Raw genomic sequence first — 21,797 nt, 5'->3', positions numbered from 1 at the left:
AAGGGTACGCCTGGTCGCCCACGAGGTTGCTAGGCTTGATGACTGCACGGGCCTCTAGCTCAGTCGGTAGAGCATCGGACTTTTAATCCGTTGGTCGTGGGTTCGAGCCCCACGGGGCCCACTCGTTTCGTAACGGCGGCGACGTTGCCTTCTCAGACAGCTGCGGGGCCGTCCGCCGGGTCTGTCGCCCGCTGGAGGGCGGCGACTAGGGGGCCGGGGAGTAGGCGACGCCCCACCGGCCGGTCCAGGTCTCGCCGGGGGCGAGCCACACCAGGCCCTCGCCCGAGACCAGCGCGTTGGCCGGAGCACTCATCGGCTCGGCCGCGAAGGCCAGGCCCTTCACGCCGTCGCGCGGGAAGTTGCGGGGCGTGAACACCTGCATGTACGGGTACGCGGCGTCCATCCACATTGTCGTCGACGAGCCGTCGGGGGCCGCGAGCGTGATGTGGCGGTGCCCCTCGCCGTCGGTGGCGATGTCGGTGTAGCCGGCGTCGATGTCGAGGTCGCCGAGCAGCGGGGAGCCGGTCAGGTCGAACGGAGTGCCCGCGACGGGCGCCGTGCCGACGGGGATGCTGCGGACGTTCGTCTCGAAGCGGGTGGCGGCGTCGAGGGTGACCCGGAGGGAGGCGGGGTCGTGGCCGCCGACACGGAAGAACGGGTGGGCCCCGACGGCGATCGGCGCAGTTCCTGCGCCCCGGCCGGTCACGGTGTGCGTGACGACCATGCCTCCGTCGACGAGCTCGTGCCGCACGGTGGTGTCGAGGCGGAACGGGTAGCCGTGCTGCGGGAAGACCGACGCCGACTGCGTGATCGCGTGCTCTTCGACCGAGACGGCGCGGTAGGGCGAGAAGCGGAGGAGGCCGTGGCTGGCGTTGCCCTTGGCGACCTCGGTGATGTCGAGCTGCTGGGGCTTGCCGTCGAGGGTCCAGGTGCCGCCGTCGACGCGGTTGGGCCACGGGACGAGGGTGATGCCGGAAGCCGACGGGGGCGCCTCGTGCTCGGAGAAGGTCTCGGCGACGGCCACTCCGCCGACCTCGAGGGCGCGGAGACCCGCGGCGACCTCGGTGACGATGGCCGTAACGACGCCGCCGGGGGCGTCGAGTCGGAGGTGGTACTGCTCGCCGGTGGGCGGGGCGACGTCGGTCACGCGGGACTCCTAGGTCGGGATGTCAGCTGGAAAGAGGCGCATCCGCCTCGACCACGGCGAGCCCGGCCGCTCGGAGGGCGGCCACGCTCTCCGTCGAGGCACCGGCGGTGACGAGCCCGTCGAACCTGTCGAGCGGACCGATCACGCCGAGATGCGCTTCTCCCATCTTGCCCCCGTCGGCCACGATGATCGAGCGCCGGGCGGTCTTGACCATGAGGCGCTTGAGGTCGGTCTCGGGGAGGTTCACGTTGGTGACCCCGTGGTCGACATCGATCCCGGTGCAGCCGAGGAAGGCGATGTCGGCGGTGATGCCGTCGAGCACGGTGGTCGCCAGGGGATTCACCAGCGAGTGCTGCAGCGGGCGGAGCGTGCCGCCGGTGACGATCACCGTCAAGCGCGGCACGGCGCGCTCGAGCTCCAGGGCGATCGTGAGGCCGTTCGTCACGACGGTCACGCCGATCAGGTCGGTGCGCTCGAGGAGGGCGAGAGCGACCTGCGTCGTCGTCGTGCCGACGTCGAGCACGACGCACTGGCCGTCGCGCACCATCGCGGCGGCTGCGACCCCGATGGCGCGCTTGGCGTCGGAGCCGACGGCCTCGACCTCTTCGAACGACCGCTCGACGGGGGCCTGGTCGACGGCCATCGCTCCCCCGTGCACGCGGACCACGCGCGAGGACGCCGCGAGGGCCTCGAAATCGGTGCGGATCGTGACCTCGGAGGTGCCGAACTCGCGCGCCAGGTCGGCGGTGCGGGCGAAGCCGTGCGCCTCGACGTAGGCGACGACCCCATCTCGCCGACGTGCGGCTGTGGCGCCGGAGGTGGATTCCATGACCCGATCTTCGTATACTTTCAACTGCCTTCGCAAGCGAAAGACGCACTGCGGCCTGGCACCGTGCACACCCAAGGAGGGGCATGCCCATCGCGATCCGCCCGACCGTCCTCGCCGACGGTCGCGAGCTCATCTACTTCGACGACGCCGACACGACGCTGTCGCCGGAGCGCAAGCCCGACCTGCGCCCGCTCGACCCGCGCCCCGAGACCGCGACGATGCGGCAGGACGTCCTGACGGGCGAGTGGGTGTCGATCGCCGCATCACGTCAGAACCGCGCCTTCCTTCCCCCGGCCGAGCTCGACCCGCTGGCTCCGGCCAGCGAGACGAACCCGTCCGAGATCCCCGACAACTACGACGTGGCCGTGTTCGAGAACCGCTCGCCGTCGTTCGGCCCCGAGCTCCCGCCCGACGCCGCCAACCCGCCGCACGACCTCGCCGACCTCTCGTCGCTCGGCTTCGGCCGCACTCGCACGTCGGTCGGCCGCTGCGAGGTCGTCTGCTTCAGCCCCGACACCTACGGCTCGTTCGCCGGGCTGTCGGAGTCACGCGCCCGCACGGTCGTCGAGGCGTGGGCGCACCGCACCGAGGCGCTCAGCGCGCTGCCGGGCATCCAGCAGGTCTTCCCGTTCGAGAACCGCGGCGAGGCGATCGGCGTCACGCTGCACCACCCGCACGGCCAGATCTACGCCTACCCCTACGTCACGCCGCGCACCCAGCGCCTCCTCACGAGCATCGACCAGTACGGGCCGACGCTGTTCGCCGACCTGCTCGAGAGCGAGCGCACCGGCCCGCGCGTGCTTCTGTCGGGCGAGCACTTCACGGCGTTCGTGCCGTTCGCCGCGCGCTGGCCCGTCGAGATCCACCTGCTGCCGCACCGCCACGTACCCGACTTCGCCGGGCTCACCCCCGACGAGCGCGACGAGCTCGCCGTGATGTACCGCCGCCTGCTGCGCGGCGTCGACGCGCTCTACGACGACCCCACGCCGTACATCGCCGCGTGGCACCAGGCGCCGATCAACGTCGGTCGCGATACGGTGCGTCTCATGCTGCAGATCACGTCCCCGCGCCGGGCGGCGACGAAGCTCAAATTCCTGGCCGGCTCGGAGGCCGCGATGGGCGCCTGGATCGGCGACCTCGTCCCCGAGAAGAGCGCCGAACTGATCCGAGAGGCAATCGAGCGAGCATGACGTCACCATCTTCTTCCGAGAGCAGCGCATCTTTCGAGGGCGCCACCTCCTTCGAGGGCGCCTTCGACACCGCCGTCGTCGGGCGCTGGGCGGCCCCCGGCCGGGTCAACCTGATCGGCGAGCACACCGACTACAACGACGGCTTCGTGCTTCCGCTCGCGATCGACCGCGACACGACCATCACCGTCGGAGTCCGCGACGACCGCCTCCTCCGCGTGGCCTCCTCCTTCGAGGCCGGCGTCCACGAGATCTCGCTCGACGACCTCGACACGACGCAGATGTCCGGCTGGTCGGCCTACGTCTTCGGCATCGCGTGGGCTCTGCAGCAGAAGCTCGGGGCGCAGGGTACTGACGCGCAGGGCAGTGATTCGCAGGAACTCACCACCGCCGCCGGCCTCGACATCTGGGTCGACTCCGACGTTCCCGTGGGCGCGGGCCTGTCGTCGTCCGCGGCCATCGAGTGCGCCGTCGCCGTCGCCCTCACCGACCTCTGGCACCTCGACGTGACCCGGCCGTTCCTGGCCTCCGTCGGGCAGCTCGCCGAGAACGACGCCGTCGGAGCCCCCACCGGCATCATGGACCAGTCGGCGTCGCTGCTCGGCCGGGCCGACTCCGCCGTCTTCCTCGACTGCCGCAGCCTCGACGCCGAGGTGATCGACCTCGGCTTCTCCGCCGCCTCCCTCGAGCTGCTCGTGATCGACACCCGCGTCGAGCACGCGCACGCCACCGGCGGGTACGTCGACCGCCGCGTCTCGTGCGAGCGCGGAGCCCGCGAGATGGGCGTGTCGTCGCTGCGCGACCTCGACGTCGACGACCTGCCTCGCGCCGCCGAGGTGCTCGACGACGAGACGTTCCGCCGCGTGCGGCACATCCTCACCGAGAACCGGCGCGTGCTCGACACCGTGCGCACCCTCCGCGAGAAGGGCCCGGGCGCCATCGGCGCGCTGCTCGACGCCTCCCACGCGTCGATGCGCGACGATTTCGAGATCTCGGTGCCCGAGCTCGACCTGGCCGTCGCGACGGCGCAGGCCACCGGCGCCGTCGGCGCACGCATGACCGGCGGCGGCTTCGGCGGCTCGGCGATCGCGCTCGTGCCGACCACCGCGCGTGACGCCGTGACGGCGGCCGTGCTGGCGGCGTTCGCCGCCGCGGGGTATCGCGAGCCGACGGTCTTCGCGGTGCACGCCGCCGACGGGGCGCGACGGGTCTAGCTCGCTCTCGAAGCCGGCCGCCCCGAGTTCCTGCGTCCCCGGGTCGCGGGTGCGCTCACTGCGCCTGGCGGGGCCGCGCCTGGCGGGGCCGCGCCTGGCGGGGCCGCGCCTGGCGGGGCCGCGCCTGGCGGGGCTGCGCCTGCGTTGCCCGCCCCGCCGAATCGGCACGATCCCGCCTAACAGACGGCGGGGCTCTGCCGTTCCGGCGGGTGTCCGCGCCCGAACCCACGGGGCTAAGCCGTTCCGGCGGGCACCGGCCGGTCCGGCGGGGCCACCGCCAGCCAGCGGCCACGCCCGCCGAATCGGCACGATCCCGCCCAACAAACCGCGGGGCTCTGCCGTTCCGGCGTGTATTCGCGCCCGAACCCACGGGGCTAGGCCGTTCCGGCGGGCACCGGCCGTTCCGGCGGGGCCACCGCGGCCAGCGGCCAGCCCCGTCGAATCGGCCCGATCCCGCCCTTAAGACGGCGGGGCTCTGCCGTTCCGGCGGGGCCGCGCCCGGAGCCGCGGGGCTTAGCCGCTCCGGCGGGTGTCCGCGCCCGAATCCACGGGGCTAAGCCGTTCCGGCGGGTACCGGCCGGTCCGGCGGGGCCACCGCCGGCCAGCGGCCACGCCCGCCGAATCGGCACGACCCCGCCCAACAAACCGCGGGGCTCTGCCGTTCCGGCGGGTGTCGTGTCCATGACCGCGCGGCGAAGTGCCGGTGGGACGTTCTCAACAGGGCCGCTCCTCACGGCGGGCTCTCCACAGATCGGCGGATCGTGCCGCGCGGGGGCGAGGCCATCGGACACCATCGGTGCATGACCGACGAGCTCCCCCTGATCCTCCGCACCGCCGACCGCCGACGCACAGGTCTCGACGACCGAGGGCTCCGGACCGACCACGCTCGGGGGCTCCTGCACCGGGTCGCTCCGGGAAGCTACGTCGACGCTGCCGAATGGCGCGCGCTGTCCGAGCGCACACAGTACGAGGTCGTGATCCGGGCGCAGATGGCGCGGTTGTCGCCCGACGTCGTCGTGTCGCACGACTCGGCGGCGGCCCTCTGGCGGATGCCGTCACTCGACGGCTGGCCAGGCCGCGTGCACGTGATCGACCCGGCGCGCGAGACCCCGTTGACGCGCGGACTGGTGGCTCGGCACGTGGGCCCCTTGGACGAGGCCGATGTGGTGGGCGGCCGGGAGTTCCTGGTCACGAGTGTCACGCGAACCGCCCTCGACCTCGCGCTTCGCGACGGCTTCCTGGTCGCGCTGCTCGTGTTCGACCACGCGCTCCGCTACTACGGCGTCACCCAGGACGATCTGCGGGCGGCGCTCGGCCGACGCGAGAAGGCCCGGCGCCGGGTGGCCGTCAGTCGCGCGATCGACTTCGCTTCGGCCGACTCCGAATCGCCGGGCGAGTCGATCAGCCACGCGCAGATGCTGCTGCTCGGGTTCGAGCCGCCCGAATTGCAGAAGGAGTTCACGGAAGACGATCGCGTCGTGGCGCGAACCGACTTCTACTGGAGCGGGGTCGGCGTCGCAGGAGAGTTCGACGGAGACGAGAAGTACCTCTCGGCCGCGATGCGCGGGGGCCGGAGCGCCGAGCAGGTGGTCGTGGACGAGAAATGGCGGACGGAGGAACTCCTCGACCGGCACGACGTCAACCGGGTGGTGCGCTGGAACTACCGCGTGGCCCGGACGCCCGCTCTGCTGGAGGAGCGACTCCGGCGTGCCGGTGTGCCGCGACGGAGCCCCGCCGGAGCGGCACCGCCCCGCCGAAACGCTGGAGGGGATGTGCCGATTCGGCGGGGCTGAGGCCAGCACGGGGGCGGGGCCGCGGGCAGGGCGCCGCCGCCGGGGCGCCGCAGGGCCGCGGCTAGCGGCGCTCGGCCGCCTCGACCACGTTCTTGAGGAGCATTGCGCGGGTCATCGGGCCGACTCCGCCGGGGACGGGCGAGAGGTGCCCCGCGACGGAGGCGACCGACGGGTCGACGTCGCCGCGCAGCTTGTACTTGCCGGTCTCCTCGTTCAGCACTCGCGTGATGCCCACGTCGATGACCGCGGCGCCGGGCTTCACCCAGTCGGGCTTGACCAGGCCGGCGACCCCGGCCGCGGCGATGACGATGTCGGCGCGGCGCACCTCGGCTGCCACATCGACCGTGCGCGAGTGGGTCAGGGTCGCCGTCGCTTCCAGGCGCGTGAGCAGGAGCCCGAGGGGGCGCCCGACCGTGAGACCCTGGCCGATGATCGTGACGTGACGCCCCGCGATCGGGATGTCGTAGGCGCGGAGCATCTCGACGATGCCACGCGGGGTGCACGGCAGCGGGGTGTCGATCGAGCCCTTGCCGCCGGGCACGGCCAGCACCAGCTCGCCGAGGTTCAGCGGGTGCAGCCCGTCGGCGTCCTTCGACGGGTCCATCAGCTCGAGCATCGACGTCGGGTCGATCCCGTCGGGCAGCGGCAGCTGGATGATGAACGCCGTCACGAGGGGGTTCTGGTTCATGAACCGGATGGCGTCGCGGATGTCGCTCTCGGACGCCGTCTCGGGCAGGTCGAGGCGGATCGACTCGATGCCGACCTCGGCGCAGTCGCGGTGCTTGCCCGCGATGTACGAGAGCGAGCCCGGGTTCGAGCCGACCAGGATCGTGCCGAGCCCCGGGTCCACGCCGGTCGCCTTGAGGGCGGCGACGCGCTCCCGGAGGTCGTCCTTGACGGACGCCGCCAGGGCGGTGCCGTCGATGGAGACTGCCCGGCTGACGCCGATCTCTGCCGACATCAGGCGTAGAGCGGGAAGGCCTCGGTGAGCGCCTTCACGCGGGCGGCGAGGGCCGCGATGTCGGGGTTCGGCATCAGGGTCAGCGCGATGATGTCGGCCACCTCGGTGAACTCGACGTCGCCGAAGCCGCGGGTCGCGAGCGCCGGCGTGCCGATGCGGACGCCCGACGTGGTCATCGGCGGGCGAGGATCCCACGGCACCGAGTTGCGGTTGACGGTGATGCCGACCTCGTGGAGGAGGTTCTCGGCCTGCTTGCCGTCGACCTCGCTGGCGCGGAGGTCGACGAGCACGAGGTGCACGTCGGTGCCGCCGGTGAGGACGTCGACGCCGGCGGCCTTCGCGTCGGCCTCCATCAGCCGCGAGGCGAGCAGCTTGGCACCGCGGATGGTGCGCTCCTGGCGGTCCTTGAACTCGGGCTCGGCCGCGAGCTTGAACGCGGTCGCCTTGGCGGCGATGACGTGCATGAGCGGTCCGCCCTGCTGGCCGGGGAAGACGGCCGAGTTGAGCTTCTTGAAGAGCGACTCCTCGTTGGAGAGGATCACGCCCGAGCGCGGGCCGGCGAGCGTCTTGTGCACCGTCGACGACACCACGTGGGCGTGCGGGAGCGGCGACGGGTGGAGGCCCGCGGCGACGAGCCCGGCGAAGTGCGCCATGTCGACCCACAGGTACGCGCCGACCTCGTCGGCGATGGCGCGGAACGCGGCGAAGTCGAGCTGGCGGGGGTACGCGGACCAGCCGGCGATGATGACCTTCGGCTTGTGCTCGAGCGCCTGCTGGCGGACGGTCTCCATGTCGATCAGGTAGGTCTTCGGGTCGACCTCGTAGGCGACGGCGTTGTAGAGCTTGCCCGAGAAGTTCAGCTTCATGCCGTGCGTGAGGTGGCCGCCGTGCGAGAGCTCGAGGCCGAGGATGGTGTCGCCGGGGGTCGCGATCGCGGCGAGGACGGCCGCGTTGGCCTGTGCGCCGGAGTGCGGCTGGACGTTGGCGAAGTCGGCGCCGAAGAGCTTCTTGGCACGCTCGATGGCGAGGTTCTCGGCGATGTCGACGAACTCGCAGCCGCCGTAGTAGCGGCGGCCCGGGTAGCCCTCGGCGTACTTGTTCGTGAGCACGGAGCCCTGCGACTCGAGCACGGCGCGCGGGACGAAGTTCTCGCTGGCGATCATCTCGAGGTAGTCGCGCTGGCGGCCGAGCTCCTGCTCGAGGACCGCTGCGATCTCGGGGTCGACCTCCGAGAGCGGGGCGTTGAAGGTGGAGGGCAGGCGATCTGAGGTGACAGTCATGGAAAGCTCCAATGCACACGGATAGAAGGAGATGGTCCAGCGGCAGCCCAGGCGTACGGCTGCCGACCGTGTGAGTCGCTCCCCGGTGGTAGACCACCCGAACGCCAGTTGCGACTCCTGGAGCATAACAACTCACAGGCACGGCTCTCAATAAGTCGTGCCACCCTGGACTCTGTGAGCATGACCCTCGACGAGACCGACCTGCGTCGTCTCGAAGCCCCCGACGTCCCCTGGGTGACGCTCGTCTGGGACGACCCCATCAACCTGATGTCGTACGTGTCGTTCGTCTTCCGCACGTACTTCGGATTCCAGTCGAAGGAGGCGGAGCGGCTGATGATGCAGGTGCACACGAAGGGCAAGGCCGTCGTCGCGACCGGCGCACGGGAGCAGATGGAGATGCACGTCGAGGCGCTGCACGGCTACGGACTCTGGGCGACCGTGTCGAAGGCCGACGAGTGAGCCTGTTCCCGTTCTCCCGGAAGCGCGACGGCGTCCACTTCTCGTTCGCCGGTCACGAGAGGTCGCTCATCGAGCAGCTCGTCTCGCAGATCGTGACCCTGCTGGAGGAGCGCGACGAGGCCGACCCGGCCGTCGCGCGCCTGCTGCCCGCCGGCTATCGCGGCGACGACGACGCCGATGCGGAGTTCCGGCGACTGACGGTCGACGATCTCACGGCGCGCAAGGTCGAGACGGCGACGCTCGTGCTCGAGACCCTCGCGGGAGACCCGAAGGCGCCGCTGTCGAAGGAGGCCGAGCAGGCCTGGCTGCGCACGCTGAACGACGTGCGGCTCACGCTGGGCACGCGGCTCGGCGTGACGGCCGACGGCTTCGACGCCCCGGCCGACCAGGAGGCCGCCTACCTGCGGGCCGTCTACGAGTGGCTGGGCTTCGTGCAGGAGACCCTGGTCAGGGCCCTCGACCGCTAGGCGCCGAGGCGCCGCGCCTCTCGTGCAGCCCTCCGAGCGGCCTTCCGCCGGGCATCCCGGCGCGTGAGCAGGCGGTCGGAGAGCAGCACGACGGCGAGCATGACGACCGCGATCACGATGTAGAGGCGCGGCAGCGCGCCCAGCCCGGCGCCGGACAGCACGAAGCCGCCGACGAGCGCGCCCGAGCCGATGCCGAGGTTGAACGACGACGTGTAGAACGACGAGGCGAGGTCGCGGATGCGGGCCGGGGCCATCTGAAGGAGGCGCGTCTGCAGCAGCGGGGGCAGGGCGCCGAAGGTGATCCCCAGCACCACGAACACCACGAACGAGGCCACGGGGTTGCCCTCGAACACCAGGAGGCCGACAACTGTGACGGCGACGAGCGCCATGAACAGCGGGATGCTCAGCGACACCCGCTTGCCGAGCACGAGCCCGACGAGCAGGAGGCCGAAGGCGCCGGCGATCCCGTAGGCGAACAGCGCGACGCTGAGCGAGTCGCCGGTGAGCCCGCTCGACCGCGTCAGGAACGGGGCGACGTAGGTGTACAGCGAGTAGTGCCCGACCATGAAGAGGCCCGTCACGATGCACGTGAGCACCACGCCGAGCACGCTCGGGTCGACCTCCTCTCGGGGCAGGCGTCCGTTGCGGATGATCGGGATCGAGCCGGTCGCGAGGGCGCCGGGGCCGACCGGCGTCGCACCGGTCATGGCGTCGCTGGCCTCGCGCCGGAGGGTCGCGGCGTCTTCGGCACCCGATCCGACGTCGGGCAGGAGCCGCCAGACGAGCACGGCCCCGACGACCATGAGGCCGGCGAGGATGCCGAACGCGATCCGCCAGCCGACGGCCTGGCCGAGGGCCGTCCCGAGCGGCACGCCCAGCACGAACGCCAGGGTTCCGCCCGACGACGACACGGCGAGCGCCCGACCGACCTGCTCGCGCGGCACCAGGTGGGCGGCGTAGGCGCCGGTGATGGCCCAGAAGACGCCGTGGGCGAGTCCTCCGACGACGCGGGCGGCCACCATCCACGCGTACGTGGGCGCCAGCGCGGTGCCGACGGCGCCGATCGCGATGATCAGGATCAGGCCGACGAGCAGGCGGTGTCTCGGAAACCGGGCCGTCAGCGAGGTGAGGACCGTGCTGGTGCAGACCACGGTGAACGCGAAGACGGTGACGAGCAGCCCCACGGCCGACTCGCTGACGTGCAGGTCGCGCCCCATCTCTGGCAGGAGGCCCGTGGGCAGCATCTCGCCCGAGATGGAGAGAAACGAGGCGATGGCGAGGGCCAGCAGACCGGCCCAGGGAAAGCGGGCACGGGTGGTCGTCGTCACCGGAAAAGCCTAGTGGCAGGTCGGACGAGTACAACGGACCGGTGGACGAGAAGACCTGCCGATCGTGCGGACGGCGCATCGAGCGGCGCGCGAAGTGGGCGAAGAACTGGGACGAGGTCGCGTACTGCAGCGACGCCTGCCGCAAGCGGAAGGTGCGCCCGGTCGACCGGGAGCTCGAGGCGAGCATCCGCCGGCTCCTGGAGGCACGCGCCGCGACGTCGACCATCTGCCCGTCCGACGCGGCTCGCGACGTCTACCAGGGCGACGACGAGGGCTGGCGAGAGCTGATGGAGCCGGCCCGTCGGGCGGCGAGGCGCCTCGTCGCCGCGGGCGAGGTCGACATCACCCAGGGCGGCAGCGTCGTCGACCCGTCGACCGCGAAGGGCCCGATCCGCATCCGGCGGCACCGCTAGGTTGGTCGGCGTGCGCCGAGTCCTGACCGAGAGACCATGGCTCGCGGTGCTCGCGGTCTACGCCGCGTCGCGCGTGCTGTCGTCGGCTCTCCTCGGCGCGATGTTCGCGCTTGCGACCGCTCAGGGCTGGACGTTCGCGAGCCACCGGTCGAATCCGTCGTTCTTCACGTTCTCCGGCTCCTGGGACGCCTCGTTCTACAAGACGATCGCCGAGCACGGGTATCCGACGACGCTCCCGGTCGACGCGAGCGGCCACGTGGTGCCGAACCCGTGGGCCTTCCTCCCGGTCTTCCCGGGGATCGTCCGGTTCGTGTCGGGCGCGACGGGGCTCGGCTTCTATCCGGCGGGCGTCGTGGTGGCGATGCTGTTCGGCGCCGGGGCCGCCCTGATGCTCTACCGCGTGCTGGTGCTGCGAGTTCCTGCGCCCCGGGCCCTGTTCGCAGTCGCGCTGTTCTGCGTGGGGCCCATGGGGTTCCTGCTGCAGGCGGCGTACGCGGAGAGCGCCTTCCTGTTCTTCCTGTTCGCGGCGCTGTGGTGCCTGCTGACGCGGCGCTACCTCGCGCTGATCCCGTTCGCCGTGCTCGCCGCCTTCACCCGGCCGGGGATCCTCGCGCTGGCCCTGGCGCTCGGCGTCCACCTGCTGATGCGGTGGCGGTCGCGGGAGACCGACCCGCTTCCCGGGCGCGACGTCGTGCGGATCGTCGTCGCGGGAGCCGTGACGTGCGCTGCCGGCCTGGCCTGGCCGCCGATAGCCACGGCTGCGACCGGCCACCCGAGCGCGTACCTCGACACCGAGCTGTCGTGGTGGGTCGGCTTCGTCGGCCGGCGGCACTTCACGCCGCTCACGCCGTGGTTCACGATGGCGTCGACATATCTGGGGTGGGCGGGCGTGGCCGTGGTGCTCGCCGCGATCGCTGCCGGCGTGTTCTGGCTGACCCGCAGATCGACGCAGGAACTCGGCCGCGACCTCGTAGCGTTCACGGCCTCGTACTGGCTGTACCTCGTCGCCGTGTTCCTCCCGCAGCAGAGCCTCGTCCGCCTGATGATGCCCGTCGCGCCCCTCCTCGGCAGCGAGCTCTTCTCGAAGACGCGCCGCCGACGCGTCGTCGTGCTCGCGTCGGCCGTCGTGCTCCAGGCCGTCGCGGTCGTGCTGCTCTGGTTCGTCGGCTACCCGTGACCGATTTATACAGCTAGACTGTAGATCTCCGTGACTGCAGAGTAGGCGATCCCCCACGTACAAAGAGACCGGCTTCGGCCCCCGCTTCGTCATCCCGATCCTGTTCGGGCCCCTTCTGAACCCGATCAACACCACCATGATCGCCGTCGCGCTGGCGCCCATCTCGAGAGACCTCGGCATCGGCAGCGACCAGGCCATCTGGCTGGTGTCGTCGCTCTACCTGGCGAGCGCCATCGCACAGCCGACGATGGGCAAGCTGGCCGACCGGTTCGGGCCGAAGAAGATCTTCCTGATGGGGATGGCCGTCGTCATCGTCGCCGGCATCCTGCCCGCGGTGCTCCCGACGTTCGGGGCGGCTCTCGTCTCGCGCGTCCTGATCGGCATCGGCACCTCGTCGGCCTACCCCGCGGCGATGAGCGCGATCCGCAACCAGTCCGACCGCCTCGGCATCGTGACGCCGCCGCTCGTGCTCGGCGGGCTGTCCATCTCGTCGCTCGTGTCGGCCGCGGCAGGCCCTCCGCTCGCCGGCGTGCTCATCGGCGCCTTCAGCTGGCACGCGATCTTCCTGGTCAACGTGCCGCTCGCCGGCATCGGCCTCGTGCTGGGCGCGCTGTGGCTGCCGTCCGACCGGATCCGCCCGATCCGCGCCACCCCGCTGCCGATCCGCCAGGCCATCGACCCCGCCGGCCTCGCCCTGTTCGCGATCACGATCGGCAGCCTGCTGGTCTTCCTGCTCGACCTGTCGTCCGGGCTCTGGTGGCTCCTCGTCGTCACGGCGCTCGCCCTCGCGGCGCTGATCCTGTGGGAGCGCCGCGCGGTCGCGCCGTTCATCGACGTGCGGATGCTCGCCTCGAACGGCGCGCTGACCCGCACCTACCTGCGCCTCTTCCTGCTCTACGGGATCGCCTACACGATGACGTACGGCTTCTCGCAGTGGGTGCAGGACGTCGCGCACATCTCGTCGCAGACGGCCGGCCTGATCCAGCTGCCCGGCGCGATCCTGGCGGGCGTCGCCTCGTTCTGGTTCGCCCGCAAGGCCGGCGTGCGCCTGCCGCTGATCGCGGCGGCCGTCATCCCCCTCGTCGGCGGCTTCATCGTGCTGTCGCTCACCGGCGGCTCGCCCGTCTGGCTGTTCGTGGTCGCGACGGTCTTCTTCACCATCCCGCAGGGCCTCGCGTCCGTGTCGAACCAGGCGGCCCTCTACCGCCAGGTCGACCCGGCGACGATGGGCGCCGCGGCCGGGCTCTCGCGCACGAGCATCTACATCGGCGCCATCGCGTCGACCAGCCTGATCGGCGTCGCATACGGCGACGCCCCGACGACCGGCGCCCTCCACGAGCTCGGCTGGGTCATCGTCGGGATCGCGGTCGTGCTGAGCGCGCTGACCATCCTCGACCGCGCCCTGCGACGGGGGCGCGCCCCCGTCGTCGCTCCGGAGCCCGAAACCGTGCCGGCAGCCTAGGCCTGGCCTCTATCCTGGACCGGTGAGCGAAACCCACTGGACCCTGACCCTCGTCTGCGAAGACCGCCCGGGAATCGTCCACGCGATCAGCGGCGCCGTGGTCGACGCCGGCGGCAACATCACCGAGTCGCAGCAGTTCTCGAGCCACGACACCGGCACGTTCTTCATGCGCCTGCAGGTCGTCTCCGAGACGGGCCGCCAGACGTTCGTCGACGCGCTCGCGCCGGTGACCGAGCGCTACGGCATGGAGTGGAAGCTCGACGTCGTCGGCCGCCCCCTCCGCACGCTCGTGCTCGCGAGCAAGGCGGCGCACTGCCTGAACGACCTGCTGTTCCGCCAGCGCGCCGGGCAGCTCCCGGTCGAGATCCCGCTCGTGCTCGCGAACCACCCCGACCTGGGCGGCCTCGCCGAGTTCTACGGCGTGCCGTTCGAGCACCGCCCCGTCGTCGGCCCGGAGCTCAAGGCCGAGTTCGAGCGCCGCGTGCTCGACGTGGTCGAGGAGCACGACGTCGAGCTGGTCGTCCTGGCCCGCTACATGCAGATCCTGTCGCCCGAGCTGTGCGCGGCGCTCGAGGGACGCGCCATCAACATCCACCACTCGTTCCTCCCCGGCTTCAAGGGGGCCAGCCCCTACCGCCAGGCGCACGCCCGCGGGGTGAAGCTGATCGGCGCCACCGCGCACTTCGTCACGAGCAACCTCGACGAGGGCCCGATCATCGAGCAGAACGTCGTGCGCGTCGATCACACGCGCACCCCCGAAGACCTGATGGCGATCGGCCAGGACGAAGAGAGCCGCACGCTCACCCAGGCCGTCCGCTGGTTCGCCGAAGACCGGGTGCTGCTCGACGGCGCCCGCACGATCGTGTTCCGCTAGCGAGGCGCCGTGTTCGACACTCCCAAGCGCAGGCCCGGTCGCGGCGGCGGCGACGGCGGTCGGGGCTTCACGCTGACCGCCAACGACGTGCTGCGGCTCGTGCTCGAGCTGTTCGCCTTCTTCAGCCTCGGCTTCTGGGGCTACTACGCCTGGCCCTACCCGTTCCCGGCCTGGTTCTTCATCGTCGGCGCCCCGCTGTTCGCCATCGTGCTCTGGGCGCTGTTCCGGTCGCCGAGGGCGCCGGTGAAGACCGACCCCGTCGGGCGCGCCATCGTCGAGATCGCCGTCATGGGGTCGGCGGCGTACTGCTGGGTGAGCCTCGGCTACCCGCTGGTCGGCGCCGTGTTCGCCGTCGTGGCGCTGGTGTCGGGAGTGGTGAACTTCCGCCGCGAGAACCGCGCATGAGGTCGTTGCTGCGCGATGCGGCGGTGCTCGATGCGCGGGGTGAGCGGGCGAGTTCCTGCGTTCTCATCGAAGCGGGGCGGATCGCCGCCGTCGGAGGCCCCGGCGACTTCGTGGGCGCCGTCGTCGACGAGGAAGTCGAGCTCGGCGGCGCGACGCTCACGCCCGGCCTCATCGATCTGCACGGCCACGGCGGCGGCGGCTTCTCGTTCGACGACGGCGCCACCGACCCCGCGGCGTTCGCGGCTGCGCTGGCCGTGCACCGCGCGCACGGCACCACGCGCTCGGTGATCAGCCTCGTCGCGAATCCGGTGCAGGAACTCCGCGCCTCCCTCGCCGCGATCAGCGACCTCTGCGCGTCCGACCCCCTCGTGCTCGGCGCGCACCTCGAGGGCCCCCTCCTGTCGCCCGGCAACTGCGGGGCGCACAACCCGGCTTTCCTCTCGGCCCCCGACGGTGCCGTTCTCGACGCGCTGCTGGAGGCCGGCGGCGCCGCGCTCCGTCAGGTCACCGTCGCCCCCGAGCTGCCGGGAGCGCTCGATGCCATCGCGCGGCTGTCGGGGGCGGGCGTCGCCGTGGCACTGGGGCACACCGTCGCCGACTACGCCACGACGCGTGCGGGCTTCGACGCCGGCGCGCGGCTGCTGACGCACGCCTTCAACGCCATGCCCGGCATCCACCACCGCGCCCCGGGCCCCGTCGTGGCCGCGGTCGACGACGGGCGCGTGACGCTCGAGCTCATCCTCGACGGGGTGCACGTGCATCCGCGGGTCGCCGCGATGCTGTTCGCCGCCGCCCCCGGCCGCATCGCGCTAATCACCGACGCGATGGCCGCCGCCGGTGCGGACGACGGCGAGTACCGTCTCGGCTCGCTCGACGTCACGGTCGCCGACGGAACCGCCACGCTGTCGGGAACCGAAACGATCGCGGGCTCGACCCTCACGCAGGACGCGGCGCTGCGCCTCGCGATCGACCAGGTCGGGCTCCCGCCGGCTCACGCGGTGGCCGCCCTCACCCTCACGCCGGCCGCCGCGCTCGGCCTCGAGCGCACGCTCGGCCTCGTCGAGCCGGGCTTCGCCGCCGACCTCGTCGCGTGGACGCCCGGCTGGACGGTGGAGCGCGTCTGGGCCGCGGGGTCGCCGATCGTGCCATGATCGTCGGATGACAACGACGTCACTCCTGTTCATCGGCGGTACCGGCCAGATCAGCGCCTCGTGCGTCCGAGAGGCGTGCGCGAACGGGATCGCGGTGACTGTCCTGAACCGAGGCACGACCCTGTCGCGGGAGCTGCCCGCCGGGGTGGAGGTCATCACCGCCGACATCCGCGACGAGGACGCCGTCCGCACGGCCCTCGGCGACAGGCGCTTCGACTCGATCGCCGACTTCATCACGTTCACGCCCGCCGAGGTGTCTCGCGCGGTCCGGCTGTTCGGCGACCGGACCGAGCAGTACGTGTTCATCAGCTCGGCGTCGGCGTACCAGAAGCCGCCGGCCCGGCTGCCGATCGATGAGGCGACCCCGCTGCACAATCCGTTCTGGCAGTACTCGCGCGACAAGATCGCGTGCGAGCGGCTGCTGCGCGACGAGCACGCCGCGGGGCGCATCCGGGTGACGGTCGTGCGGCCGTCGCACACGTACGACCGGACGCAGGTTCCCCTGCTCGGCGGCTGGACGGCCATCGACCGGATGCGCCGCGGCCTGCCCATCGTGCTGCACGGCGACGGGACCTCGCCCTGGGCGATCACGCACTCCGACGACTTCGCGACCGCGTTCGTGCACGTGCTGGGTGCGCCGGAGGCGATCGGCGAGGCGTTCAACATCATGTCGCCCGAGCTGCTCACCTGGAACTCCATCGCGCTGGACCTGGCCGACGCCGCCGGCGTGGAGGTACCCCATCTCGTGCACCGGACGACCCACGATCTCGTGCAAGAGGCGCCCGTCTGGGACGAGGCGCTGCGCGGCGACCGGAGCCACGCCGCCATCTTCGACACCTCGAAGATCGAGTCGCTCGCCCCCGGCTGGGCGCCGCGCATCCCCTTCGCCGAAGGGGCCCGGCGCATCCTGGCCTGGCACGACGCCGACGCGAGCCGCCGGGTCGTCGACCGGGATGTCGACGCGCTGTACGACCGCCTCACCGCCTGAGCCCGGGGGCTCGAGGGTGTCCCCCGAAGGTCCGACTGCGCCGGTGCCGCCCGGCCCCTAGCCTCGGGGTATGAACTCAGGCGCGCGCGGACTCACCGAGCGGATCGCCATCATCTCGGGGATGGTCGGCGGTCTGTTCCTCATCGCCGCGATCACTCTCGTGCTGACGACCGCGCCCATCATGGCCGCGGCGATCTGCCTTCCGATCGGGTTCGTCGGACTCCTGCTCGGCATCGGGCTGACCCTGTACCTGCGTCGTGGTGTCGCTGGCGACACCTGGCCGAGGTCGGGTCGCAAGGCGCCGCGCTAGCGGGACCCCTACCCCGCACAGCGCCACCGCGCCCTCGCCTCGTGCGGGGGCGTGCCGTGGTTGCGCGGCTTCCGGCGTGCCGTCCTCGTCGCCCGGGTCAGAACCGCGTCTCTATCGTCGACGTCACCAGAGGCAGGCCGCGGGCCTCGCCGAGGTGGTCCTCGATGACGGCGATCTCGTTCCACTTGTCGATCGTCGTGCACGGGTGCGAGATGCCGAGCCGTACAAGGTCACCCACGGCGAGCGCCGACTCGGGCGGCACGGTCACGAAGGCGTGCTGGTCGTTGAGGCCCGTGACGACGGCGCCCTGCGCGGCACCCGGCACGCGGCGGGCGTCGGAGCCCTGCACGCGGTACGCCTCGATGACCAGCGGCAGGCCCTCGTCGTCGGCGGTGTCGCGACGGCCGACGTTGAGGAGCGCCAGCGTCGGCTCGGGCCGGGAGAGCACGCTCGCCCAGAGGTCGAGGGCCGGGCGGAACGACTCCGCCGCGTCGAGCCGCTCGAAGGGCGTGAGCCGGCGGTACAGGTCGTGGTCGTGCGTGACGTAGGAGCCGGAGCGGAGCACCACTCGCGTCCGTGCACCGCGGAGCCCCTCGGGGTCGTGCCGGAAGCCCAGAGCCTCGACGACGCGGTCGAAGTAGACGCTGCCGCCGGCGGTCAGGATCACGTCTCCGCCGCGGGCGAGCCACGGGCCGAACGAGTCGCCGTCGAGCAGGTCGCGGAACTCGATCATCGTCGCCAGGTAGTCGTCGATCAGCTGCAGCGCCGCCGAGTCGGTGCCATGCGTCAGGGCCCCCTCGTAGCCGGCGACGCCCGCCAGCACCAGGTGGTCGGCCTCGCCCACCGCCGCCGCCACAGCGAGCGCCGCCTCGATCGTGCGCGCCCCCGTGCGGCCGCCCGCCGCGCCGATCTCGACCAGGATCGGCAGCGACCGGTCCGGCGCGATCCGGGCCAGCGCCTCATCGACGAGCCGGACGCCGTCGACGGAGTCCAGCCACATCATGACCTCGCTCCCCGGCCGGGCCAGGCGGGCCAGCGCGTCCGGGGCGAAGGTCGTGCCCGCCATGATGATGTTGGCGATGCCGGCCTCGCGCGCGACCTCGGCCTGGTAGGCCGTCGCGACGGTGAGGCCCCAGGCGCCGGCGTCGATCTGCCTCAGCCAGACGTCGGGCGACATCGTCGTCTTGCCGTGCGGGGCGAGGTCGACGCCGGCCTCGCGGCACCAGCCGGCCATCGTGTCGATGTTGTGCCGAAGCACCTCCGAGTCGATGGTCAGGACGGGTGTCGGGAGCTCCCCGAGGGGGATGGGCCAGGCCCTCCCGGTGAACGCGACCTTCGACGGCTGCTCGGCGCTGAGTGTCATGGGCCTGATCCTTCGCTCGGGTGGGTGGTGCAGTAGCGTCGTTGGGTAGGACGAACGCGATGCACGACAGGATGGACCCCACGATGGCCGAGAGCAAGATCCGCGTCGAGACGACCGGAGCGCCCACCCCTATGACGGCATTCTCGCAGGGAGTGAAGAAGGGCGGGTTCGTCTCCGTGTCGGGCCAGGGGCCGCAGGATCCCGCCACCGGCGAGTACCTCCACCCGGGCGACGTCACCTCGCAGACGATCCGCACGCTCGACAACGTCAGGGCCATCGTCCAGGCCGCCGGGGGCACCTTCGACGACGTGCTCTCGCTCCGCGTGTTCCTGACCGAGCGCCGCGACTTCGCCGAGATGAACGCCGCCTACGCCGAGTACATCCGGGCCAACGTGCCGTCGGGCGTGTACCCGACCCGCACCACGGTGTTCGTCGAGCTGCCGAACGAGGCCATGCTCGTCGAGATCGACGCGCTCGCGGTCGTCGGCTAGCTCCCCGCTTTCAGGGCTGGGTCAGCGCCTGGCCGGGACCCTCGCGTGCGCGGCCAGCCAGTGCGCGACGCCGTCATCGGCGTTCGAGCCGATCACCCCGGTCGCCGCCTCGCGGACCTCCGCGCTCGCGTTCGCGACCGCGTACGACGCGTCCGCGACCCGGAACATCGCCAGGTCGTTGCGGTTGTCGCCGAACACCACGACGCGGTCCGCGCCGAGCAGGCTCTTCAGCTCGAGCACCCCGTGCCCCTTGTCGGCGCCGGGCGCCGCCAGCTCCAGCCAGTAGATGCCGGGCAGGTAGGTCTCCTCCTGGAGCGTGGCCGTGACGTGACCGGCGAACTCGCGCTCGATCGTCCGCCGCACCGGCTCGAGGTCTGACTCGGGAGCGAGCGCGACGATCGAGAACGTGCCCTCGCGCGTCAGGTCGGCGGGGCTGTCGACGGGCCGGAACCTCGGGTCGTCGCCCCGGTCGCCGAGGTACCAGGCGATCCCGGGGCCCTCGTGGCCTCGCACCCAGCCGACCGTATCCGCGTGCTCTCCGGCGCCGGCGACGGTCTCCTCCGAGGCCTCGGCCGCAGGATCGAGCGAGTACACCAGCGGCGAGGTCCCCGTGCGCGCGAACACGTCGAGGATCCCGTCGACCACGGCTGTGTCGAGCACCCGCTGAACGAGGGTCTCGCCGGTCGAGAGGTCGACCACGAACGCACCCCCGTAGACGCAGGCCGGGCCGCGCAGGTCGAGGTCGCCGACCACGCGGCGCAGCGACACGGCCGAGCGGGCCGTCGCCACGGCGACGTGCACGCCGTGCGCGACGAGGCCGTTCACGGTGTCGACGGTGAAGGCGCTCGGGCTCGCCTCGGGCCCGAGCAGGGTGCCGTCGAGGTCGCAGACGTAGAGGGTGGTCACGCCCTCATTGTGTCTCGCCCGCCTTCGGGCCTCTCGCCCCAGTGCTGGGGTGTCGCTGCACGCGGGCCTCCCGGCCGCCGGGGGGGGGGGGGGGGGGGGGGGGGGGGGGGGGGGGGGGGGGGGGGGGGGGGGGGGCGGGGGGGGGCGGGGGGGCGGCCGGCCGGGGGGGGGGGGGGGGGCCCCCCCCCCCCCACCCCTCACCGGCTTCGACGGCGTGCTGTTGACTGGAGAGAACAGACGGGCGGCGCTTGTGCGACGCCGTGAGAGGCACTCCATGACGCGACCGCACGTCCTGATCTCCGGCGCGAGCATCGCCGGCCCATCGCTCGCCTTCTGGCTGAGCCGCTACGGCTGGCGCACCACTGTCGTCGAGCGGGCGCCGGCGTTCCGCGAGGGCGGCCAGAACATCGACGTGCGCGGCGCCGCCCGCGAGGTGCTCCGACGCGCCGGGCTCGAGAAGGCCGTCAAGGCCGCTACGACGGGCGAGCTCGGCACGCGCTTCCTCGGCGCTGGCGGCGCGGTCGTCGCCGAGTTCCCGGCGACGGCGTCCGAGACGAGCGGCGCGACTGCGGAAGTCGAGATCCTGCGCGGCGACCTGTCGCGGATCCTGGTGGAGGCGACCAGCGACGCGGGGTCCGGCGCGACACGCGGCACGTCCGGCACGTCCAGCACGTCGGCCGTCGCACCCTCCGCCGGCACCACCGAGTACGTCTTCGGCGACCGCATCACTGGACTCGACGACACCGGCGACGGTGTCGATGTCACGTTCGAGCACGGCGAGCCGCGTCGGTTCGACCTCGTGATCGCGGCCGACGGCATCGGCTCGTCGACCCGTCGGCTGGTCTTCGGCGACGAGGCGGTGGTCCGGCCCCTCGGCATGGAGATGACGTACCTGACGATCCCGCGCACCGAGTCGGACGTCGACTGGTGGCGCTGGTACAGCGAGCCCGGCGGGCTCGCAGTCACCCTGCGGCCCGACCGCCACGGGACCACCCGCGCCGTGCTGACGTCGATCCTCTACGACGACGAGGCGACGCAGCGCGACAGCCGCCGGAGCCCCGACGAGCAGCGGGCCCGCCTTCGCGACCAGTTCGGGAGCTCCGGCTGGGAGGCGCCGCGGGTGCTCGACGAGCTCGACAGGGCCGACGACGTCTACTTCGAGTCGGTCGGCCAGGTGCATGCGCCGAGCTGGTCGCGAGGCCGGGTCGCCCTCACCGGAGACGCCGCCTGGTGCGCGTCCCCCCTCAGCGGCATGGGCACGAGCCTCTCGCTCGTCGGCGCCTACGTGCTCGCGGGCGAGCTCGCCGCCCACGTCGATCACCGCGACGCGTTCGCCGGCTACGACCGGATCATGCGGCCCTTCGTCGACCAGGCCCAGAAGCTGCCGCCGGGGGTCCCTCGCGTCGCCAACCCGCGCACCCGGGCAGGTCTCGCGGCGTTCCACACCGGCCTCCGCGTCGCATCGAGCCGCGTCGCCTCCCGTCTCGGCGCCAAGCTCTTCTCCCCGCCCGCCGACAAGATCGCCCTCCCCGACTACGCGCACCTGGAGAGGTCCCCTCAGTCGTCCCTCTAAAGCCCGGTGAGGGGTCGCT

The 21,797-nt window shown here is 72.1% G+C and carries 22 protein-coding genes, 1 tRNA gene and 1 riboswitch; of the genes, 16 read left to right on the top strand and 7 right to left on the bottom strand.

Going from position 1 to position 21,797, the window contains the following annotated elements; genetic code table 11:
* Window positions 1-48 precede the first annotated feature (48 nt).
* Window positions 49-121, top strand: a tRNA-Lys gene (locus EDF46_RS14685).
* Window positions 122-205: 84 nt separating this feature from the next.
* Here the strand turns inward: EDF46_RS14685 and EDF46_RS14680 are convergent.
* Both EDF46_RS14680 and EDF46_RS14675 read right to left on the bottom strand, forming a co-directional pair.
* Entirely contained in the window at window positions 206-1,147 is a 942-nt protein-coding gene (locus tag EDF46_RS14680) for an aldose 1-epimerase family protein (protein WP_123507032.1), read from the bottom strand.
* A gap of 22 nt (window positions 1,148-1,169) precedes the next feature.
* Window positions 1,170-1,976: a DeoR/GlpR family DNA-binding transcription regulator gene (locus EDF46_RS14675; protein ID WP_123507031.1), complete on the bottom strand. Its 807-nt coding sequence runs from the start codon at window positions 1,974-1,976 to the stop codon at window positions 1,170-1,172.
* A gap of 83 nt (window positions 1,977-2,059) precedes the next feature.
* Here EDF46_RS14675 and galT point away from each other — a divergent pair, with 83 nt between their 5' ends.
* The 3 genes from galT to EDF46_RS14655 all read left to right on the top strand — a co-directional run bounded on the left by galT (window position 2,060) and on the right by EDF46_RS14655 (window position 6,170).
* Entirely contained in the window at window positions 2,060-3,166 is a 1,107-nt protein-coding gene (gene galT, locus EDF46_RS14670; RefSeq protein WP_123507030.1) for a galactose-1-phosphate uridylyltransferase, read from the top strand.
* A complete protein-coding gene (galK, locus tag EDF46_RS14665; RefSeq protein ID WP_123507029.1) occupies window positions 3,163-4,377 on the top strand; it encodes a galactokinase in 1,215 nt (404 codons plus the stop codon). The genes galT and galK overlap by 4 nt, the downstream gene beginning before the upstream one ends.
* A gap of 800 nt (window positions 4,378-5,177) precedes the next feature.
* A complete protein-coding gene (locus tag EDF46_RS14655) occupies window positions 5,178-6,170 on the top strand; it encodes a hypothetical protein (protein ID WP_123507028.1) in 993 nt (330 codons plus the stop codon).
* Window positions 6,171-6,231: 61 nt separating this feature from the next.
* Here the strand turns inward: EDF46_RS14655 and EDF46_RS14650 are convergent, their stop codons facing one another.
* Together EDF46_RS14650 and glyA are read right to left on the bottom strand one after the other, a co-directional pair.
* The gene (locus tag EDF46_RS14650; RefSeq protein WP_123507027.1) at window positions 6,232-7,131 is read right to left on the bottom strand and encodes a bifunctional methylenetetrahydrofolate dehydrogenase/methenyltetrahydrofolate cyclohydrolase; all 900 of its coding nucleotides are present in this window, start codon (window positions 7,129-7,131) and stop codon (window positions 6,232-6,234) included.
* On the bottom strand, window positions 7,131-8,411 hold the full coding sequence (gene glyA / locus EDF46_RS14645) for a serine hydroxymethyltransferase (protein ID WP_123507026.1): 1,281 nt from the start codon (window positions 8,409-8,411) through the stop codon (window positions 7,131-7,133). Before glyA ends, EDF46_RS14650 begins: the two co-directional genes overlap by 1 nt.
* A 38-nt stretch (window positions 8,412-8,449) precedes the next feature.
* Window positions 8,450-8,533, bottom strand: a riboswitch (ZMP/ZTP riboswitch).
* A gap of 58 nt (window positions 8,534-8,591) precedes the next feature.
* On the opposite strand from glyA, the gene clpS reads away from it, so the two are divergent.
* Window positions 8,592-8,870 carry an ATP-dependent Clp protease adapter ClpS gene (gene clpS / locus EDF46_RS14640; RefSeq protein ID WP_123507025.1) on the top strand — a complete coding sequence of 93 codons (279 nt, stop codon included), beginning with the start codon at window positions 8,592-8,594 and terminating at the stop codon, window positions 8,868-8,870.
* Window positions 8,867-9,337, top strand: coding sequence for a DUF2017 domain-containing protein (locus EDF46_RS14635; RefSeq protein WP_158614266.1), 471 nt, complete (start codon window positions 8,867-8,869; stop codon window positions 9,335-9,337). The genes clpS and EDF46_RS14635 overlap by 4 nt, the downstream gene beginning before the upstream one ends.
* Here EDF46_RS14635 and EDF46_RS14630 read toward each other — a convergent pair.
* Window positions 9,334-10,665 (bottom strand): MFS transporter, encoded by a 1,332-nt coding sequence (locus tag EDF46_RS14630; RefSeq protein WP_233580049.1) that lies wholly within the window; start codon window positions 10,663-10,665, stop codon window positions 9,334-9,336. The genes EDF46_RS14635 and EDF46_RS14630 overlap by 4 nt on opposite strands.
* A 41-nt stretch (window positions 10,666-10,706) precedes the next feature.
* Here EDF46_RS14630 and EDF46_RS14625 point away from each other — a divergent pair, with 41 nt between their 5' ends.
* From EDF46_RS14625 to EDF46_RS14590, 8 genes are all read left to right on the top strand, one after another.
* Entirely contained in the window at window positions 10,707-11,078 is a 372-nt protein-coding gene (locus EDF46_RS14625) for a DUF3253 domain-containing protein (protein WP_123507023.1), read from the top strand.
* 10 nt (window positions 11,079-11,088) lie between these two features.
* Entirely contained in the window at window positions 11,089-12,255 is a 1,167-nt protein-coding gene (locus tag EDF46_RS14620; protein ID WP_233580048.1) for a hypothetical protein, read from the top strand.
* A 34-nt stretch (window positions 12,256-12,289) separates the two neighbouring features.
* Entirely contained in the window at window positions 12,290-13,717 is a 1,428-nt protein-coding gene (locus EDF46_RS14615; RefSeq protein ID WP_370454122.1) for an MFS transporter, read from the top strand.
* Window positions 13,718-13,739: 22 nt separating this feature from the next.
* Window positions 13,740-14,591: a formyltetrahydrofolate deformylase gene (gene purU, locus EDF46_RS14610; RefSeq protein WP_123507020.1), complete on the top strand. Its 852-nt coding sequence runs from the start codon at window positions 13,740-13,742 to the stop codon at window positions 14,589-14,591.
* Between the two features lie 9 nt (window positions 14,592-14,600).
* Window positions 14,601-14,996, top strand: coding sequence for a YrdB family protein (locus EDF46_RS14605; RefSeq protein WP_123507019.1), 396 nt, complete (start codon window positions 14,601-14,603; stop codon window positions 14,994-14,996).
* Window positions 14,993-16,147: an N-acetylglucosamine-6-phosphate deacetylase gene (gene nagA, locus EDF46_RS14600; protein ID WP_123507018.1), complete on the top strand. Its 1,155-nt coding sequence runs from the start codon at window positions 14,993-14,995 to the stop codon at window positions 16,145-16,147. Before EDF46_RS14605 ends, nagA begins: the two co-directional genes overlap by 4 nt.
* A gap of 7 nt (window positions 16,148-16,154) precedes the next feature.
* Entirely contained in the window at window positions 16,155-17,135 is a 981-nt protein-coding gene (locus EDF46_RS14595) for an NAD-dependent epimerase/dehydratase family protein (protein WP_123507017.1), read from the top strand.
* Window positions 17,136-17,205: 70 nt separating this feature from the next.
* Window positions 17,206-17,445, top strand: a complete 240-nt coding sequence (locus EDF46_RS14590; RefSeq protein WP_123507016.1) for a hypothetical protein — start codon at window positions 17,206-17,208, stop codon at window positions 17,443-17,445.
* A 97-nt stretch (window positions 17,446-17,542) separates the two neighbouring features.
* Here the strand turns inward: EDF46_RS14590 and EDF46_RS14585 are convergent, their stop codons facing one another.
* The gene (locus tag EDF46_RS14585) at window positions 17,543-18,808 is read right to left on the bottom strand and encodes an alanine racemase (protein WP_123507015.1); all 1,266 of its coding nucleotides are present in this window, start codon (window positions 18,806-18,808) and stop codon (window positions 17,543-17,545) included.
* Between the two features lie 59 nt (window positions 18,809-18,867).
* Here EDF46_RS14585 and EDF46_RS14580 point away from each other — a divergent pair, with 59 nt between their 5' ends.
* On the top strand, window positions 18,868-19,299 hold the full coding sequence (locus tag EDF46_RS14580; RefSeq protein WP_370454113.1) for a RidA family protein: 432 nt from the start codon (window positions 18,868-18,870) through the stop codon (window positions 19,297-19,299).
* A 21-nt stretch (window positions 19,300-19,320) separates the two neighbouring features.
* Here EDF46_RS14580 and EDF46_RS14575 read toward each other — a convergent pair whose 3' ends face one another.
* Window positions 19,321-20,205 (bottom strand): HAD family hydrolase, encoded by an 885-nt coding sequence (locus EDF46_RS14575; protein WP_158614265.1) that lies wholly within the window; start codon window positions 20,203-20,205, stop codon window positions 19,321-19,323.
* A 274-nt stretch (window positions 20,206-20,479) separates the two neighbouring features.
* On the opposite strand from EDF46_RS14575, the gene EDF46_RS14570 reads away from it, so the two are divergent.
* Complete coding sequence (locus EDF46_RS14570; protein ID WP_123507013.1) at window positions 20,480-21,778, top strand: FAD-dependent monooxygenase; 1,299 nt, start codon at window positions 20,480-20,482, stop codon at window positions 21,776-21,778.
* The last annotated feature ends 19 nt before the right edge of the window (window positions 21,779-21,797 follow it).

It is taken from the genome of Frondihabitans sp. PhB188 (assembly GCF_003752365.1).
In the GTDB taxonomy this organism is placed as follows: Bacteria; Actinomycetota; Actinomycetes; order Actinomycetales; family Microbacteriaceae; genus Frondihabitans.
The sequence above is the reverse complement of the archived record's forward strand: the minus strand, read 5'-3'. Positions and strand labels throughout refer to the sequence as shown.